16 protein-coding genes are annotated in these 17762 nt (G+C 58.4%); 15 read left to right on the forward strand and 1 reads right to left on the reverse strand.

Annotated elements, in window-relative coordinates:
- The first annotated feature begins 40 nt into the window (after nt 1-40).
- The 10 genes from AC1RLZ_RS29470 (at nt 41) to xth (ending at nt 9728) form a co-directional block, all read left to right on the forward strand.
- Entirely contained in the window at nt 41-247 is a 207-nt protein-coding gene (locus AC1RLZ_RS29470; protein WP_493191556.1) for a hypothetical protein, read from the forward strand.
- 334 nt (nt 248-581) lie between these two features.
- Nucleotides 582-1187 (forward strand): cupin domain-containing protein, encoded by a 606-nt coding sequence (locus tag AC1RLZ_RS29475; RefSeq protein WP_493191557.1) that lies wholly within the window; start codon nt 582-584, stop codon nt 1185-1187.
- 537 nt (nt 1188-1724) lie between these two features.
- The gene (locus tag AC1RLZ_RS29480; protein ID WP_493191558.1) at nt 1725-2213 is read left to right on the forward strand and encodes a YciE/YciF ferroxidase family protein; all 489 of its coding nucleotides are present in this window, start codon (nt 1725-1727) and stop codon (nt 2211-2213) included.
- A 400-nt stretch (nt 2214-2613) separates the two neighbouring features.
- Entirely contained in the window at nt 2614-2829 is a 216-nt protein-coding gene (locus AC1RLZ_RS29485) for a hypothetical protein (RefSeq protein ID WP_493191559.1), read from the forward strand.
- A gap of 159 nt (nt 2830-2988) precedes the next feature.
- Nucleotides 2989-3213 (forward strand): DUF2934 domain-containing protein, encoded by a 225-nt coding sequence (locus AC1RLZ_RS29490; protein WP_493191593.1) that lies wholly within the window; start codon nt 2989-2991, stop codon nt 3211-3213.
- Nucleotides 3214-3223: 10 nt separating this feature from the next.
- Nucleotides 3224-4084, forward strand: a complete 861-nt coding sequence (locus AC1RLZ_RS29495; protein WP_493191560.1) for an SDR family oxidoreductase — start codon at nt 3224-3226, stop codon at nt 4082-4084.
- 1038 nt (nt 4085-5122) lie between these two features.
- On the forward strand, nt 5123-5632 hold the full coding sequence (locus AC1RLZ_RS29500; protein ID WP_493191561.1) for a (2Fe-2S)-binding protein: 510 nt from the start codon (nt 5123-5125) through the stop codon (nt 5630-5632).
- Nucleotides 5629-6642, forward strand: coding sequence for an FAD binding domain-containing protein (locus AC1RLZ_RS29505; RefSeq protein ID WP_493191562.1), 1014 nt, complete (start codon nt 5629-5631; stop codon nt 6640-6642). The genes AC1RLZ_RS29500 and AC1RLZ_RS29505 overlap by 4 nt, the downstream gene beginning before the upstream one ends.
- Before the next feature lie 20 nt (nt 6643-6662).
- Nucleotides 6663-8918, forward strand: coding sequence for a xanthine dehydrogenase family protein molybdopterin-binding subunit (locus AC1RLZ_RS29510; protein ID WP_493191563.1), 2256 nt, complete (start codon nt 6663-6665; stop codon nt 8916-8918).
- A gap of 39 nt (nt 8919-8957) precedes the next feature.
- Nucleotides 8958-9728 (forward strand): exodeoxyribonuclease III, encoded by a 771-nt coding sequence (gene xth, locus AC1RLZ_RS29515; RefSeq protein WP_493191564.1) that lies wholly within the window; start codon nt 8958-8960, stop codon nt 9726-9728.
- A gap of 351 nt (nt 9729-10079) precedes the next feature.
- On the opposite strand, the gene AC1RLZ_RS29520 is transcribed toward xth, so the two are convergent.
- Entirely contained in the window at nt 10080-11051 is a 972-nt protein-coding gene (locus tag AC1RLZ_RS29520) for an AraC-like ligand-binding domain-containing protein (protein WP_493191565.1), read from the reverse strand.
- A 594-nt stretch (nt 11052-11645) separates the two neighbouring features.
- Between AC1RLZ_RS29520 and AC1RLZ_RS29525 the strand changes: the two genes are divergently transcribed.
- The 5 genes from AC1RLZ_RS29525 to AC1RLZ_RS29545 all read left to right on the forward strand — a co-directional run bounded on the left by AC1RLZ_RS29525 (nt 11646) and on the right by AC1RLZ_RS29545 (nt 17437).
- On the forward strand, nt 11646-12221 hold the full coding sequence (locus tag AC1RLZ_RS29525; protein ID WP_493191566.1) for a TetR-like C-terminal domain-containing protein: 576 nt from the start codon (nt 11646-11648) through the stop codon (nt 12219-12221).
- 438 nt (nt 12222-12659) lie between these two features.
- Nucleotides 12660-13604, forward strand: coding sequence for a DUF2778 domain-containing protein (locus AC1RLZ_RS29530; RefSeq protein WP_493191567.1), 945 nt, complete (start codon nt 12660-12662; stop codon nt 13602-13604).
- Between the two features lie 294 nt (nt 13605-13898).
- On the forward strand, nt 13899-16427 hold the full coding sequence (locus AC1RLZ_RS29535; RefSeq protein WP_493191568.1) for an excinuclease ABC subunit UvrA: 2529 nt from the start codon (nt 13899-13901) through the stop codon (nt 16425-16427).
- Between the two features lie 415 nt (nt 16428-16842).
- Nucleotides 16843-17019, forward strand: coding sequence for a hypothetical protein (locus AC1RLZ_RS29540; RefSeq protein ID WP_493191569.1), 177 nt, complete (start codon nt 16843-16845; stop codon nt 17017-17019).
- 64 nt (nt 17020-17083) lie between these two features.
- Nucleotides 17084-17437 (forward strand): response regulator, encoded by a 354-nt coding sequence (locus AC1RLZ_RS29545; RefSeq protein WP_493191570.1) that lies wholly within the window; start codon nt 17084-17086, stop codon nt 17435-17437.
- The last annotated feature ends 325 nt before the right edge of the window (nt 17438-17762 follow it).

The following is a 17762-nucleotide window of genomic DNA, read 5'->3' on the forward strand; positions in this document are numbered from 1 at the left end:
TTCTGCTTTCTCCAGATTGCCGGACTTAGAGGAGACGCTTATGTCGAAGAAAGCAGCCGAACACCTCGCAGCCGAGCACCACACTCATGCCGCGCGCCATCATAACGAAGCCGCTAAGCATCGTGAGAGTGGGCAGTACGAGAAAGCGGCTCACCACGCGCACACCGCAAGCGGTCACGGACATCACGCCGCGCATCACACCGCAGAGGCCAGCAAATCCCATATGGAAGAACACGGCAAAAAGTAGCTATTAGGCTCGCAAAGTTCCGAGAGGCCTCCCGCGAAGGCGGCCTCTTTCGGTCTTAGAGGTCATTCTTTCAGCGGCCTTCGGGAGTAGCGTAGGGGCGGCTGCGGCGAATTTCATGGGGGAGGGCCACCCGACGGGGCTGGGAGCAGCAACGCGAGAAGCTCGCGGCCGCTCTACACAGATCGGCGGCGACTGAAGCGGCGAATTGGAACAGAACTCTGATCGTGCGGTTTCCGAACCATGCGACTTCGCGACACCGATACGATCTTGGAGCCCACGCTAAGGGGCCATTGATATTTTGAGATCGCGGTGCGCTTCGCTTCGGGAGAGATCAATGCCGCTCAAGGACCAAATCAAAAACATCGGTAGAAGGCTGGTCGAAAACCGTCCAGACATGGAAGCGCTGTCCAGCTTTGTCCTACCGCGAAAACCCCTTTCGATGATGTTTTCGGACGACGGTCTCATTCCCAATAATCCCCGTTTTCCTGCGTTGCTCTACCGGGGAGCTATCAACATTGCGACAAGGCGTTTTAAAGCTGCAACGATCGTGGATGCGATCTTCGCCGAAAATGGTTGGGGCCGGTCTTGGCGGGACACTGTCTACGATTTTGTGCATTACCATTCGCAGGTTCACGAGGTTCTTGGGGTGGCGCGAGGCCGTGCCGCCCTAGAATTTGGGGGGCCAAAGGGGCGCGTGTTGACGCTCAATCCAGGGGACGTCGTGGTGCTGCCAGCTGGAACCGGACATCGTCTCATCAAGGCAAGTCGAGGATTTCAAGTGGTAGGAGCCTATCCCGAGCAAGGAACGTACGACGAATGCACCGACAGCCGCGCCCGGCCAGAAGCAATCAAAAGAATTGCCAAGGTTAGCAAGCCGGGTAAGGACCCGATTTATGGAGCCAGCGGCCCAATGGGACAACTGTGGTCCAAGGCGAAATAACGTTGACGGGAGTCAGCGTCATGTTGGCCTGCACTGCCCCCGGAACGGTATTACGAGAGAAGCTCGGCGTGCCCACTCCCTCAACTTGAGTCGTAATGCAACGACGTTGGAGCTTCTCGCGTAGCTTACTCAGTACATCAAGCGTTGCCGCTTTCCTTCCTTCCTTCCTTCCTTCGATTGCTTCTCCGATTGTTGATGCGGCGGTTTTGATGCCATCCGTCACAGTGGTTTGCAAATGAGACAATTGGTCGGGTACAGATGGCGTGCTGCCTGCTCGAAGGCAGAATTTGTGTGCCTCGCTACGGCTAACGCGATCTCGCGATCATAGGTCGCGGACGTAACCGTGACCGGCCGGATGGCGCACCTCCCTTAAAATGACGATTGATGACAGGCCTTCCAACTACGGCTCTCCAGCCTGGTTCCCGTCGGGGCTACAGCGTGGCTTGGCGCACGCAAAAAATTCGAACGTTGCGGCTATTGGAACCAGTATCCCCGCCTCGTGTTTTTAGACGGCCGTACCAACCAATGGAGAACGAGATGTCCGAGAAAAACCTCAACGATCTTTTCCTCGATACCCTCAAGGATATCTATTACGCGGAAAAGCAGATCTACAAAGCGCTGCCCAAAATGGCCAAGGCCGCGAGCTCCGACCAGCTTCGCGCCGCGTTCGAGAAGCATGAGGCGGAGACCGAAGTGCAAATCGAGCGCCTGGAACAGATCTTCGAACACCTTGGCAAGGCTGCCCGGGGTAAGAAATGCGATGCGATCGAGGGGATCCTCGATGAAGGCAAGGAGATTATGGAGGAATACGTTGACACTGCGGGGCTTGATCCTGGCCTTCTGGCAGCAGCCCAGGCTGTGGAGCACTATGAAATCTCCCGCTATGGCACTCTGCGAACTTGGGCAAACACGCTCGGTCTTAAGGACGCTGTGAAGCTGCTTGATCAGACCCTCGCGGAAGAAAAAAAGACAGACGACGCGCTCTCAAAGCTGGCCCTGACCGCCGTCAACGCCAAGGCGGCCTGACGCACGGGCGGAGGATCATTAGTCTCCGCCCGCTTTCACCTGCAACGCGAGGACAGAGACGCGTCCCGTGTGAACGTAAAGGGATAGCTGCGGCCGGTCATAAGAAAAATGGATGAACCGAAATTCTCCAACTTGCTCGGACGGGCGACGGCCGGAGTTCGGGGATCTGCAGGGAAGCATATCTTTGAGATAGCGACGCGGCTCGCTGGTGAAGCGAAGCGAGCTGGCGCATGACCAGGACCGCTCTGCTCGGCATGTTGTTGGCAGCATTTCTGATTGGCCAAGCACTGGCGCGGTGGCGATGATTAAGCGGCTGCCTTTGAGAACCGGCCGAGCGGGACACTTTTGGGAGCAAGAATTTAGCGGTGGTTTGTGATCGATAAATATTTCGGAGCACACTATGGGTTTAGCAACTTATGCGGTCATCGAATCTGATGATGGCTGGGGCGTCCTGCACGACGGAGACGTGGAAGGGAAATTCTTGACCAAGGAGTCTGCTTTCGAAGCGGCCGTCGCCGCAGCATCCCTTGCGATCCGCCAGGGACACGAAGTCCATGTTAGTGTCCCCAGCAACGAAGTTGGAAATAAGACAGCGCTTGGCGGTGCAACAAATTAGCGAGAGGCCGCAAGCAGCAGCAACCTTAGCGATCGATACTATCGCCTACCTAACTGTTCCCAAGTGGTCGCCGCTATAGGTATCCGTTTTTGAGGAGAGGGCCGATGCTCCCGATATTCTTAAGAACACGTCGCAGAGCACGCTCACAAACCAGAGTACATTCACAAATTTTGGGAAAGGCAAGGCCGCCCGGAAGGTAAGGCCGATTACTTCTGGTACCAGGCAAAGAGCGAGTTTGAAAGCGACGCGCTTGGCGGCCGCAGACCCGAGGCCGATGCAGGAAAAAGGCGCTGCTCAAGCGCCCTTCGTTGGTGGGGCAGGTTGATGTCGCCGAGGGCGGAACGCTGCATCAAGTCAAGCGTTTTCGGTTTGGTACCTATCTAGGAGTTGATTCATGCGCCATTCTTACCCCGTGCCTCCGTTTGCTTCTCAGAAACAGCCGATGCCGGGCCGAACGGATGTCATGCAGCCTCGTCCTGATCATGGGGAGAGCAGTTACAAAGGGTTCGGTCGATTGCAGGGCATGAGAGCGGTGATAACGGGTGGCGACAGCGGCATCGGCCCCGCTGTCGCCTTGGCCTACGCGCGCGAAGGTGCTGACGTCTTGATTTCTTATCTTGATGAGACCGAGGATGCCCTCGAGGCTAGGGCTTTGATCGAAAGCGAAGGCCGCAAGGCCATAATGGTCCCGGGCGACATCCAAAATCGGCGCCATTGCGACGTGATTATCGATAAGGCGGTAAGGGAATTGGGCGGGATCGACATCCTCGTTAACAACGCGGCTCATCAAGCGACCTTCAAGGACATCGGCGACATTTCTGATGAGGAGTGGGATTTAACGTTCAGGACAAATATCTATGCGATGTTCTACCTGACGAGGGCTGCCGTACCTCACATGAAGCCCGGAAGTGCGATCATCAATACCGCCTCGGTCAATTCGGATATGCCGAACCCAACCTTGCTGGCCTATGCTACGACAAAGGGGGCGATCCAGAATTTCACCGGCGGGCTGGCGCAGATGCTGGCTGATAAAGGCATCCGCGCAAACGCCGTGGCGCCGGGGCCGATCTGGACGCCGCTCATTCCATCCACCATGCCGGACGAAACCGTAAGAAATTTCGGCAAGCAGACGCCAATGCAACGTCCCGGACAGCCAGCAGAGCTTGCGACCGCCTACGTGATGCTCGCAGATCCACTCTCAAGCTACGTTTCCGGGGCGACGATCGCCGTTACAGGCGGCAAACCTTTCATCTAAATCGGATTGGGCGTTTCGAGACCCGTGTCAGACAGGGGCGGTCAGTAGAGCCAATGCAGCGGCTCGCCGTGGTCAGCTTCGTCGAACGTGATCCCGGACGAATTGTCTTGACGCGCTTCCTCCGGTGTCGCCTGAGCATGTAGGTGGGGATGAAGCCCTGCTACCTCCGAAAATGGCGGTTGGCTTAAACCTTTGGAACCCCATCTGCTCGAGCTTTTGCCGCCTTTGCAACGACACGTCCCCGGCAATTTCTTCGACAAGTTCGCGCGTTCTCGAACCGGCGCAAGATCGCTGAATGTAGTCAGAGCTGAGTAGGCAAAGTGCTTTGCTCGCGTTTGGCGCGGCAACTAGGACCCATAACGAGGAGACCCGAAGATAATCGGGGCCTCCTTTGGTTCCGTGGGGTGGTATCACTAGTTGCCGCCACCGGCACCGCCACCTGCGCCACCTCCGGCACCGCCGCCGCCCGAAGTGCGACCTTCGGCAGAGCTGCTAGACCCCGTTGTTCCCGTCGCGGCGTTCGATCCGCTCAGGGAGCTCGCATTGTTGCCAGTCTGCGATCCTGCAGCGTGTGGCGCCGCGTGTGGAGTGCTCGATGTCGGGCGATCGACTGCCGTGCCTGTGCTGGTAGTGCCAGGCTGCGTAACGCCGTTGCCTGCGGAATTGACCTGAGGCGCGCTCGGATTTGCTCCGCTCTGTGCGAATGCGGCTGGAGCAATCATCATTGCTGCTGCCGTAACTGCTATCAACGTGTTCCTCATATTGTCCTCGTTCGTTTTCATGCCCCGAGCTGGATGAATCAACTTGCTCGCTTGTTGTTCCTGGCAACGGAAATCGCGCCACGGTGGAACAACACTCGCTTCTCCTTACCCATTTGCCCCAGGCGGTCCCCGACAGCATCCTGGCGGCCGACGACGCGCTGAAACGCCAGAAGCAGGAAAGGTCGATCGACCTGCGGGGAAGCCGATCCTTGAGGCTGAATAACGGAACATCCCACGATTAGAATGGTTCTGGTGGCGAACGCAGAGCGAGGCGCCCGTGAACCAGATCCCAAATCAACCACAAATCCCGATTTCGTTAACGGTCAACGGAACGTTGCACGAATTCAAAGTGGAGCCATGGGTGACGCTCCTGGACCTGTTGCGCGAGCGCCTCTCGCTCACCGGAACGAAGAAAGGATGCGATCAGGGACAATGCGGCGCCTGTACCGTGCTTGTCGATGGTAATCGCATCAATTCGTGCTTGGCGCTCGCCGTGTCGCGCGATGGCGCCGAGATCACCACTATCGAGGGGTTGGCTCAGAACGGCGAACTGCATCCGCTACAGGCGGCCTTCATCGAGCGCGACGCATTTCAATGTGGCTACTGCACGCCTGGCCAGATCTGCTCGGCAGTAGGTCTGCTGAGGGAGGGCCACACCCGTAGCCGCGCCGAGATACGCGAGCATATGAGCGGCAATCTGTGCCGCTGCGGCGCCTATACCAATATCGCTGACGCGGTCGAGGACGTGCTGATGCCGCGCATCGCGGCGAAGGAGGCGGCCGAATGAACCGGTTCGAATATACCCGACCGGCCACTGTGGCTGAGGCCGTCGCGGCGCTGAATGAACCTGCAGCGCGCGCCCTGGCGGGCGGCACCAATCTCGTTGACCTCATGAAATATGATGTGGCGCAGCCGTCGCGGCTGGTCGACATTAACCGGCTTCCGCTCAAATCGATCGAAATTACTTCCGGCGGAGCGCTGCGGGTGGGCGCGCTCGTAACCAATTCCGATCTGGCGTGGCATCCAAACGTCCGGGAAAAGTGGCCAATGCTGTCAAGCGCCATTCTTGCCGGCGCATCGCCGCAGTTGCGAAACGCAGCCACAACCGGGGGAAACCTGATGCAGCGAACCCGCTGCTATTATTTTTATGACCCGTCGACGGCCTGCAACAAGCGAGAAGCCAGAAGTGGCTGCTCCGCCATCGGTGGGGTCAATCGCATTCACGCCATTCTCGGCACGAGCGACAGCTGTATTGCAGTTCATCCGTCAGACATGTGCGTCGCGATGGCCGCGCTCGATGCATCCGTCGAAGTCGAGGGGGCCGAGGGCAGGCGATCGATCCCGATGTCCGGTTTCCACCGCCTTCCTGGCGGGGAACCCGAGCGCGACAACACGCTAAAGGTCGGCGAGCTCATTACGTCGATCACCGTCCCGCAGCCCGACTTCGGTGCCCATTACACCTATCTCAAGATCCGGGACCGGCTGTCCTATGCTTTCGCACTGGTCTCGGTCGCCGCCGCGCTACGCGTGGAAGAGGGGATCATCCAGGACGTCCGGATCGCGCTCGGCGGGGTCGCGCATAAGCCATGGCGGGATTTCGACGCCGAAAGGTCGCTCAAAGGCGAGCGAGCCGGGACCCAGAGTTTTGCGCAGGTCGCCGATTTCATCCTGCGCGATGCGAAGGGACAGGGCGAGAACGATTTCAAGATCGATCTTGCTCGCCGCGCCATCGTCCGTGCGTTGGAACAGGCGGTCGCGGGTACGCCGCAGGACCAGTCCGACAAATCGATTCAGTAAAAATGCAACGGGAACGTCACATGTCACTTAGCGAAATCACGCATATTGGACGTCCCACCAGCCGGGTCGACGGCAAGCTGAAGGTGACCGGTCAGGCGCAATACGCAGCGGAATATCCCGCTGACAATCTGCTTTATGGATACATCGTCGGCAGCACGATCGCTACCGGACGGATCGCGTCGATGGACCTCGATGCAGCAAGGCAGTTTCCAGGCGTCGTCGAAATCTTCACGCACGAAAATCGTGGCAAGGCGGCATGGCTTGATCGTAGCTGGCGGGATGAAGTCGCGCCTCCCGGCCATCCGTTCCGGCCTTTGCACTCAGATCGCATCCTGTTCGATGGCCAGCCCGTTGCGTTGATCGTGGCCGAAACGTTTGAGGCCGCACGCGACGCGGCCTCCCTGATTCGCATTGCCTATGATATCGATGCGCATTGTACCGAGCTGAAGATGAAACGGTCGGAGGCCTATGTGCCGCCGAAGAAGCGTAGTGGCATCCCGCCGCCGCCGGCTCCGCGCGGCAATGCTGAGCAGGCCTTTCACGATGCGCCTGTCAAAATCAGTCAGGATTACCGGATCAATGCCGAACACCACAATCCGATGGAAATGTTTGCCACCACCTGCGTGTTCGAGGGCGGCGGCAAGCTGACCATCTATGACAAGACGCAGGGCTCACAGAATGCGCAGGGCTATGTCACTTCGGTGTTCGGCCTGCGCAGCAAGGATGTTCGCCTCGTCAATCATTATGTCGGCGGCGCCTTCGGCGCCGGCTTGCGGCCGCAGCATCAACTATTCTTCGCCGTTATGGCCAGTCTCTTACTCGAGCGCTCGGTGCGGGTGTCGCTGACGCGCGCACAGATGTTTCATATCGGCTACCGGCCAGAAAACTACCACACGATATCGCTCGCCGCGGATCGCGATGGGCGACTGCAGTCGATCATGCATGATGCTGTTGCTTCGACCTCGCATTACGAGGATTATCAGGAGGCTGTCGTCAACTGGTCGGGGATGATGTATCACTGCTACAACGTCAAGCTGAGCTATCAGCTTGCCAAAGTCGATACAGCGACGCCGTGCGATATGCGCGCGCCGGGCGCTGCGATCGGAGTGACGGCATTCGAATGCGCGCTCGACGAACTTTCCTATGAACTCGGCATCGATCCTCTCGAGGTCCGACGCATCAATTTTGCATCCAAGGACGAGAACACTAACAAACAGTTCACATCCAAGGCACTTCTGGAGTGCTACCGTGAAGGCGCTGCGGCATTCGGGTGGGAAAAGCGAAAGCCCGAGCCGCGTGCTGTGAAGGATGGTCGCGAACTGATTGGATGGGGCGTCTCGACAGGCATGTGGGACGCCTTTCTGCAGAAGGCGCAGGCCACTGCGACTCTCAAGGTAGACGGGACGCTCGAAGTGGCGACGGCGGCGTCTGATGTTGGCACCGGGACCTGGACGATCCTAACGCAAATCGGCGCCGAAGCGTTTGGATTGCCGCTTGAAGACGTTCAGGCCCGGATCGGCGATTCGACACTTCCGATGTCGCCGGTCGAAGGAGGTTCGTGGACCGCCGCCTCAAACGGTTCAGCGGTTCGGGCCGCATGTGATGCAGTCAAGCAGTCGCTTTTCAAACAGGCGAGGAAGATGGCCAATTCGCCTCTTGCCGATGCAAATTTCGAAGACGTCGAGGTTGGGAATCGCCGCATCTTCCGGAAGGATGATCCGGCGCGCGGGCTTTCCGTGTTCGAAGTCATGCACGCCGCCGAGCTCACGGAAATCACCGGGCAGGGCAAAGTCGGCCCGAACCCGCTCCAGATGCGGAAATATATCAGCTACACGCATTCGGCCGTGTTCGCGGAGGTGCACGTGGATGAAGATCTGGGCGTCGTGCGCGTGACGCGCGTCGTGTGTGCGGCGGCGGCGGGCAAAATCCTCAATCCCAAGACAGCCCGCAGCCAGATTCTGGGCGGCGTGGTGATGGGAATTGGCATGGCGCTTCATGAGGAAGCCATGACGGATCATCGCCTCGGCAAGATTATGAATGCCAATCTCGGCGAATATCACGTTCCGGCCCATGCCGACATCGAGGATATTGAAGTGATCTTCGTGGATGAAAAGGATGACAAGGTCAGCCCGCTTGGCGTAAAGGGCCTGGGCGAGATCGGCATCGTAGGAACCGCGTCGGCCGTTGCCAATGCGATCTTTCACGCAACTGGTGTGCGGGTGCGTGATTTCCCCATCACGATCGACAAGATTTTCAAATCTCCACGACCGTCCTGACTGAGATTAATGTCCGCAGGCCTCGGATTAGGACAGCGCGTGAAGATTGCGACCTTCAACGTCAATAACGTCAACAAGCGGCTGCCCAACTTGCTGGCGTGGTTGAAGTCGTCGAGGCCGGACGTGGTGTGTCTTCAGGAGTTGAAGGCCGCCAAGTCTGAATTCCCGGAAGGTCCGCTGCGCAAAGCGGGTTACTCTGCCGAGTGGGTTGGGCAGAGGACTTGGAATGGGGTCGCAATCCTCGCCAGAAAACCGGAGATCTTGGTAACGCGCAGACGTTTGCCTGGTGACGGGAGCGACGACCAGAGCCGCTACATCGAGGCTGCGGTGGACGGCGTCATCGTTGGCTGCGTCTACGCACCCAACGGAAATCCACAACCGGGACCGAAGTTCGATTACAAGCTCGCCTGGCTGAAGCGTTTGAACACGCACGCCGGCAAGTTACTCAAGTCAGGTGCTCCGGCGGTTATCGCCGGCGACTTCAACGTCGTACCGACCCCTTTCGACATCTACCCGACGAAATCGTGGGATAAGGATGCGCTAGTGCAGCCCGAAAGTAGGTTAGCGTTCGGTGAGCTTCTCAAGCACGGTTGGATCGATGCGCTGCGCGAGCAGCATCCGGATGAGCCGATGTATACGTTCTGGTCGTATTGGCGGAGCCGCTACGAGCGTGACGCTGGCCTTCGCATTGACCATCTGCTTCTGAGCCCAGCGCTGAGCCCGCGGCTTGCAAAGGCCGGTGTCGACCGAAAGGTGCGCGGCAAGCTCGATCCAAGCGACCATGCTCCGGCGTGGATACTGCTGAAGTAGCGCTCCTCCTTATATTGGCTTTGCGATCGAGCCGGATGTCGGGGCATTTCGCGGGCCTTTGAGCAGGCGCTGCTTCAGATCAGCCTGATCGTCTGCACTGGGCGCGCTTGTCCCTCATCTTGTCCATTGCTCCGGGAGCCATCTCGCTGGCACGTGCTCCGCGATCGACGTTCTTGCGAGACGTTTTGACGGTAAGGCCAGTTCGACAAGGCGCCCACAGCTTCTGAAAGGTTCGCAGCTTCTGGCTGAAAATCGGCCCAATGAACAATCCTGCCGCGAAGTTTGTCTGCGGCGCGAAAGCCGAGCATCGGCGTTGAGGGCACCACTATTTTCTCTCGAAGTTGCCCAAGATCAGAGCCGACCACCTTGCCGGGATTTCGCCGCCGCCTTCTGATACTCGCGGGGCGAAACCCCATAAGCCGCTTTAAAGCAGCGGCCGAAATGCGTCATGTCCGAAAATCCCCATCCCTGTGCGATTTCGGCTATTTTACGATACTGGCTGGGGTCTTCGAAAGCAGCCCGGCAACGCGAGTGCCGTCTCGATAGAATGAAACGGTGAAGCGAGGAATCCTGTTCCGCAAGAAGCGCATTGGCGTATCGGACGCTTATTCCAACGATATCAGCGACCTTCTGTCCATCGAGGTCGGGATCGGTGAGCCTCGCCTCCACCACAGAACGAATCTGTCCCAGCAATAATGCTTTTGGATTCGACAGGCGAACGGTAGCGCTCCCAAGCGTTCTAGCAATGGATAATCCGATTAGATCGAGCACGTGATTGCCAACCATTTCTGCCGTTATAGAAGCTGTCCTCCCGGCGAGCGATGGCAGTTTCGCGGCGATCGAAAGCGCGAGATCATCGTCCGCGAGCTCGGCCGTCACGTGACGCCCGATCAACTCGCGGTTTCCACCGATCCGCGCGCGTAGCTCACGACGCGGAGCCTTGATGAGGAGGGTCTTCGAGTTTCGCGAAAACCTCGCATCATAAGGTAAGCGCGGCTCCAGCAGCATCAGCGAACCGGCGTTCAGGTTCACCTCGCGTGCGTTCTGGGCGACAAGTATGCTCCCCGACAATTGGTAACAAAGGAATACCGTGTCCGGGCTGGTGCGCTCGACGTGGGCCCGCGTGTGAGCTACCTGCATCGGCGAGTTGCTGAATTCAACAAGGTCCAGGCTGCCGAACTTCGCAGCGGTGATCTCAGCTTCAAACGTCGCCCGATTTTCCGGCACAGAGTCATGACCTACGATCTCCTTGCAGGCGACACTGTGCCAATAATCGAATCGGTCGCGGGGGTGAACCGAAGAGGTCGAGAATACCGTTTTCACGTTTTTGCCGTTCCTTAACCGTAGGTCAGCCGACGAATTGGTCCACAGCCGCCGATTAAAAGCACTGAGCATCAGCTATAAACGAGCGCAACTCGAAACTGGGGTCGTAGCACGTTTACTCCGACGAATCTTAGTAGCTTTTCGCTGAACCGCAAAATACGGGGCCGGAGATGCAATCTGCGGAGCATCATTGTCAAAAGACACAACCGAAAGAGACACTGCCAGCTAAGCCAAACGTTTCGCTCCCGCGAGCCATTGTTCTACACAAGGAGAATAGGGCCACGCAAACGCTAGGGTTTCCACCTCTTGTTCTGGTCGAACCGAAGCGCGTAGTTTTCTCCACACCACTTTGCGCAAGATGCGTGTCTGCCGATGGGGTGTGGTCGGAAAACTGCCTGGTCCTGTGCGTTTGGGATTCGGGTGCCGAGCTTCAGGCGAGTTTTCCAGGTGATCTCAATGCTTTCTTTCTATTATTCACGACCTCCCCAAGGCCGGTCTCTAGGCAATGTAGAAGAGTCAACACGCGAGGCGATGTGATCGAGGTCGGATATCTGCAGACGCAAGCGGCTTTCTGCTGAACGAGGGGTTGGAGTCGTGAACCACGAACGCAGCTTCAACGTCGATGAAATACTCTCGGCATCCTGGGATCAGCTGCTTGCTAGAGATCTCGCCGCAGAGGTGGAGAACGTCGCCCCCGACAAACGATGTTCGACTCCCGAATTGCGAAGATTCTTCGCTATTAAGGGCTGTCGCGACCAGCTAGCCAGGTTCAAGGCAGCTTGCGAGAACAGAACGTCCTTTGACGCTTTGAGGTCGGTTGCGCGAGAAATGCGACAATATGCGTTGGAGCGTCCTGCCTTATGGGCTGCCGCATCGAGGAAGCCCGCAAATGAATCCGCCGAGTGGCGGGTGGCCCACAACGAGCTTTGCGATCTCATCAAATCTGTTCTCGCCGAATGTGAGATGCATGGACAGCACGCAGAAGATGCCTTGTCCATGCTTTGGAGCTTAGTTCGCGGCTTTGCAACGCATCAGATCATCGGTTCATTCTTGCAGGTCTATTCCTATGACGAGACCTTCGAAAGGGTGGTGGAAATATACGCGGCTGGGGTGCGCTCGGTCGGTACCGCTGCTGCCAAGGCTGCCGCGAGCGGGACCACTCGGGAGTAAATCAGGGCGATCCAGAATTGAGGGGGCTGTATTCGACATCGAACACGTTGCGACTGATCAGTTGTGGCAAACTATTCGACCGACCTGTCGGCCGAACGAGCGCGCCTGACTGTGATGACGCCTTTCCGCTGCCGCATAAGCCAGGCCGGAATTCCATCACGGCGGTGCGGGAAATGATCCCGCGGAGCTTGCCGCGCAACGGTCTCCGCAGCGTGACCCCCTAAAGCCCGGATCTTCACATCGACATCATTCGATTGACGATGCGGGGGTTTCGACGGCGGCTCTTGATCATACCTTCGGCTCGCAGCGTGAGATCTCGTAGCGGTTTAGTATTATCCCGGTACCACCAAAGGGCAGTTCTCGCCGCTTCCAAATTCGCCGTCTTGATTTGAGCTTCAATCACTGAATAGTTGTCTGGATCGGGCCCGAGGACACAAGTTGCGTTGGTCTTACATTGCCATCACGGTTGCGTCTGCCGGAGCGTTGGCTGCGGGGCTAATTTTTTACGACAGCGTTTTTGAGCGGCAGACTTCGGCGCACCTTTCGCCGACTGCAGGGCTATATAATCCGCGACCTGGTGACACTTCATTTTCCAAACGTTTTCCCGAAGATGTCGATTACGGAGCGTCGGCTTCGCGCGCTGATCTCGAAATTCAGCTAGCGAAGTTGCAGTTGGCGCAAGCGTTGCGGTCGCGGCCTTTGCCCATAGGGGCCTCGTTCGAAACAACGAAAACGCCGGCGAAGATACCACTGCCGCGCGTTCGTCCTGCGGCCCTCGGTTTGATGGCGAACATTGGCGCGGTGTCGCTTGCCGAGCAAATATCCGGAACGACGGATCCACTATCCAAGGTGAGCACAGCACTGCGAAAGGTATTCGCCATGCTGCAGCCGTCCGAAAGTCTGGTCGCTTCGGCGTCCCCCGACGGTGGCATTTCCAGCGACGGAAGAGATAGTGCTCCACCCACATTGGCGGAGAAGCGGGCCGCTCTATACGACATCTCCGCTCGAACCGTTTACATGCCGGACGGCACCCGCCTTGAAGCCCATTCTGGATTGGGTGAATTGATGGACGACCCAATGCACGTGAACGTGCGCAATCGGGGTGCGACGCCGCCGCAGGTCTATGAACTCTCGATGCGAGAGAGGCCGTTTCACGGCGTCGATGCATTGAGAATGAAACCTGTTGGTCAAGGAGACCTATTCGGCCGTTCCGGACTCCTAACCCACAGTTATCTCATGGGGCCAAAAGGGGAATCGAACGGCTGCGTTTCGTTCAAGGACTACGCAGCGTTTGTGCAGGCCTACAAAGCTGGCGCGGTGAAGCTGCTAATCGTTGTGCCAAGCTTGGCTGATTCAGTCGTCGTAACGGTACAGAAATCTTAGTCCAGGAGCAGTCCTCCTGCCGATCTCGCGCGATGCGATTCCGGGCCCCAATTCGATCTCCTGCAGAACCTTCGGCAGAACGCCGACAATTCGAATTCGTGCTTCAGAATTCGCTGGCGGCGTCTGACGCGTGCCTGGATCGCGTAGTCTTGAATGAGGGTCAGTTCGGTCGCGGAAAAGTGTGACTGCGACGGTAAAAACCAGATCGGACGGGAAGGCCGTCGAGGGAACCGCGCTCGATCGCGGAGGTTTCGTCTCCATCGAAATCGTGGGCGCGCGTGCTTGGAGGACAGGATGGACAGAAGGATCGGTGGGTCGCGCAATTCGGACTCGGGAGCCGACCAGGGCTTCGTGCGGGTTCGCGGAGCGCGCGAGCATAATCTTAAAGATGTTTCGCTCGAGATCCCGCGTGACGCGCTCGTGGTGTTTACGGGCGTCTCCGGATCTGGAAAGTCGTCTCTGGCTTTCGGGACGCTGTACGCGGAAGCACAGCGCCGATATCTCGAGTCGGTCTCTCCGTACGCCCGCAGGCTCTTTCATCAGATGGCGGTGCCGGAAGTCGATTCGATCGACGGACTCCCGCCTGCCGTGGCACTGCAGCAGCAGCGGGGCTCGCCGACCACCCGGTCGTCGGTCGGCAGCGTAACGACTTTGTCCAACCTTCTGCGGATGCTCTACTCGCGAGCCGGGCACTATCCTCTGAATCAGTCTCTGCTGTCCGCGGAGTCGTTTTCGCCGAATACGCCGGAGGGCGCATGTCCGAATTGCCACGGCATCGGTCGCGTCCATGCGGTCGACGAGAGGTCGCTGGTGCCGGACGACACTTTGACGATCCGGGAACGTGCGGTGGCTGCATGGCCGAGTGCCTGGCAGGGGCAGAACCTCAGGGACATCTTGGTGACGCTGGGCTACGATGTCGATAAGCCGTGGCGTGAACTGCCGAAGAAGGATCGTGACTGGATCCTGTTCACGGATGAGCAGCCAACCGTGCCGGTCTACGCCGGATATACGCCGGCCGAGACCAAACGTGCGCTAAAGCGGAGGGAGGAGCCAAGCTATCAGGGGACGTTCACCGGCGCGCGGAAATATGTGCTGCAAACCTTCGCCACCACGCAGAGTGCGATGATGAAACGCAGGGTCGCGCAGTATCTGTCGAGTTCGGATTGTCCGGTCTGCAGGGGCAAGCGACTGAAGCCCGAGCCTCTTTCAGTCACTTTCGCTGATATGGATATCGCGGAGATTGCGCGTTTGCCGCTCAAGCAACTGCATTCACTTCTGAGAGGGCATCTCAAGGGACGGAATAAGGAATTCGCCGGACATCCTGAGAAGGCTTTGGTCGTGCAACGGATCACCGAAGACATGTCCAACCGCCTGGAGGTGCTGTTGGACCTCGGCCTCGGATATCTGACGCCCGAACGCAGCACGCCTACGCTCTCGCCGGGTGAACTGCAGCGGCTTCGATTGGCAACGCAGGTGCGGTCCAATCTCTTCGGTGTGGTGTACGTCCTCGACGAGCCATCTGCCGGGCTGCATCCGGCAGATACAGAGGCACTGCTGCGGGCACTGGACCGTTTGAAGAGTTCGGGCAATTCCTTGTTCATCGTCGAGCACGAACTGGATGTCGTGCGACATGCCGACTGGGTCGTCGATGTCGGTCCCGAGGCCGGTGCTCAGGGCGGCAGGATCATGTACAGCGGCCCGCTGGCAGGTTTGGCGGACGTTCAGGGATCAAAAACGCGACCCTACCTTTTCGGTGAGGCCGCCGAAGGGACGTCGAAGGCTCCTCGGCAAGCCCGAGGATGGCTCAAGCTTCGTGGCGTCACGCGGAACAATCTGAGCGGTGTGGACGCCGACATTCCGTTGGGCGTATTTACGAGCGTCACCGGCATTTCCGGATCGGGCAAGTCCAGTCTCATCGGGCAATTCCTCGTGGACGCCGTCGGCGACGAGTTGGGTCAACGGAAGGAAGCCACCGACGAAGACGACGGATTGGAGACGCCGGTCAAGACACTGGGCGGCAAGATTACTGAGGGCCTTGACCTGATCAGACGGCTGGTCGTGGTGGACCAGAAACCGATCGGCCGTACGCCGCGGTCGAACCTGGCGACGTACACCGGTTTGCTTGATCATGTCCGGAAGCTCTTCGCCTCCACCAAACAAGCTCGCGCCAGGCGCTACGATGCGGGCAGATTCTCCTTCAACGTCGCGAAGGGACGGTGCGGGACATGTCAGGGGGAGGGCTTCGTCAGCGTCGAACTGCTATTTCTGCCAAGCGTGTACGCGCCTTGTCCGACCTGCAAGGGCGCGCGCTACAATGCCAAGACATTGGAAATCAAGATCCGGCACAAATCCGTGGCGGACGTGCTTGCGATGACTGTCGACGAGGCGTTTGATTTCTTCTCGGATGATGATCCGCTTCGACGGTCACTGAGAGTGCTTCGCGAGGTGGGGCTCGGATACATCCGGCTCGGCCAATCGGCAACGGAGCTCTCGGGAGGTGAGGCCCAGCGCGTCAAACTCGCCACAGAGCTGCAGAGGGGGCATCGGGGCGAGACGCTATACGTGCTCGATGAGCCCACAACCGGCCTGCATCCGTCCGACGTGGCCAAGCTGATGACGCAGCTTCACGGTCTTGTCGAAGCCGCCAACACGGTCATCGTCGTAGAGCACGACATGACCGTCGCGGCTGCGAGCGACTGGATCATCGACATGGGGCCCGGCGCGGGAGACGAGGGGGGCCAGATAGTGGCGGCTGGCACGCCTGCGCATGTCGCAAGGGAAGCCCGCGGCCGGACAGCAAAATTTCTTGCCGCCGTCCTTTGACGGTGCAGCATCGGCGATACGCTGCATGTTCGGCATTGCGGCAACACTGCGAGGATAACGGGAGATCGGAATGTTCTGGCCGCTTGTAGCTTGAGATGGACAGGTGGAATTCAAAGGCCCGATGAGCAGCGAGTTTGCGCCGAGCAGCGCCGGTAGGCAGCCGAGGTCCCGATTACTCCGGTGGAAGGTCGAAGCCGCATCGAGCGTAAGCTGCTTTCCGGCTATGAACCGGGTTTTCAGTGTCAGCTGTTCCTGAACTTTCCTCGAGAAAGGAAAAAGAAACCCGAGAACGCGACCGGATGCCCAGTCTTGTTGCCTCAGTTAGCTTCCAGGCGCCGGCAGAATGTATGTTCCTTATGCGGGAACTCCCTGAACAGAAATCCATTATCCGGTCTGAAAAAACCGGAGGTGTGTCATGAAGCCAATGACCGACGCTGACGAAAACCGCCGACTGGCGAAAATCCAGTCTGACAAGGCTGGCGAGCTCCCTGAGGGCAAAGCCAAGCAGGCTCACTTACAAAAAGCTCGTGACTACGAAGCGGATGCTCGGTCGAAGGCATGGCGGGACTCGAATCTCAAGTCCCCGAAGTGACGATTCGGAACGATTGTGCGTTAGCTAACTTAGGAGAGGACATACAGGCACTGGAGGTTTCGGAATGCCGACGGTGCTAGTTGTTGAGGATGATCCCCTTATTCGAGATCTAGTTAGCGAAGAGCTGGGCGATGCGGGCTTCCTAGTCCTTCAGGTGGGCGATGCCCATCAAGCCATAGCGGTCTTGGAGGCCCGTCAGGATATCCATCTCATTTTCACGGATATCGACATGCCGGGCTCCATGGATGGGATCGCACTGGCGGCTACTGTTCGTGACAGGTGGCCGCCGGTCAACATCATCATCACAACTGGGAAGGCGAGGCCGATGACGATTCCGGCCAACGCGCTTTTCATTCCAAAGCCATACCTGACCAAGGCGGTCATCTCAGCGATGCGGACATTCGAGAATATGCGCTAGGTCTCGCTCTCGGCGACGGTCAGGGTACCTCTATCGCCGGACGAACGAGGCAAGTAGGCAAGATTCGGTCCCGGCCTACGAAAACTTGCTGGGCGCCAGCTTTGGTAGCCGCGTTCTAGTCCTCAAAAAGCGTCGCAATTGCCCTGACAGCCGCTCATCGCACCAGGCGCTTCGGCAGCCACGTCACAGTGATGAACAAGGCGATTGCCCGGTCAGTCTTGGTGCGGCTGACCCATCGCGGCGCGGGCGCGTCAAAGGGGCGCTGTACCTGCCTGGGTGGGGATCGGCGTCCGGTGGCTCAAGGCCGGGCTCCAGCGGAGTAAGG

The sequence above is a fragment of the Tardiphaga sp. GW822-FHT04G09 genome, from assembly GCF_058800725.1.

What these genes read in the sequence shown, in the direction of transcription:
- AC1RLZ_RS29495 (WP_493191560.1), top strand. Translation starts at nt 3,224, where the DNA reads ATGCGCCATTCTTACCCCGTGCCTCCGTTTGCTTCTCAGAAACAGCCG.
- AC1RLZ_RS29475 (WP_493191557.1), top strand. Translation starts at nt 582, where the DNA reads ATGCCGCTCAAGGACCAAATCAAAAACATCGGTAGAAGGCTGGTCGAA.
- AC1RLZ_RS29545 (WP_493191570.1), top strand. Translation starts at nt 17,084, where the DNA reads ATGCCGACGGTGCTAGTTGTTGAGGATGATCCCCTTATTCGAGATCTA.
- AC1RLZ_RS29540 (WP_493191569.1), top strand. Translation starts at nt 16,843, where the DNA reads ATGAAGCCAATGACCGACGCTGACGAAAACCGCCGACTGGCGAAAATC.
- AC1RLZ_RS29510 (WP_493191563.1), top strand. Translation starts at nt 6,663, where the DNA reads ATGTCACTTAGCGAAATCACGCATATTGGACGTCCCACCAGCCGGGTC.
- AC1RLZ_RS29480 (WP_493191558.1), top strand. Translation starts at nt 1,725, where the DNA reads ATGTCCGAGAAAAACCTCAACGATCTTTTCCTCGATACCCTCAAGGAT.
- AC1RLZ_RS29485 (WP_493191559.1), top strand. Translation starts at nt 2,614, where the DNA reads ATGGGTTTAGCAACTTATGCGGTCATCGAATCTGATGATGGCTGGGGC.
- AC1RLZ_RS29505 (WP_493191562.1), top strand. Translation starts at nt 5,629, where the DNA reads ATGAACCGGTTCGAATATACCCGACCGGCCACTGTGGCTGAGGCCGTC.
- AC1RLZ_RS29470 (WP_493191556.1), top strand. Translation starts at nt 41, where the DNA reads ATGTCGAAGAAAGCAGCCGAACACCTCGCAGCCGAGCACCACACTCAT.
- AC1RLZ_RS29535 (WP_493191568.1), top strand. Translation starts at nt 13,899, where the DNA reads ATGGACAGAAGGATCGGTGGGTCGCGCAATTCGGACTCGGGAGCCGAC.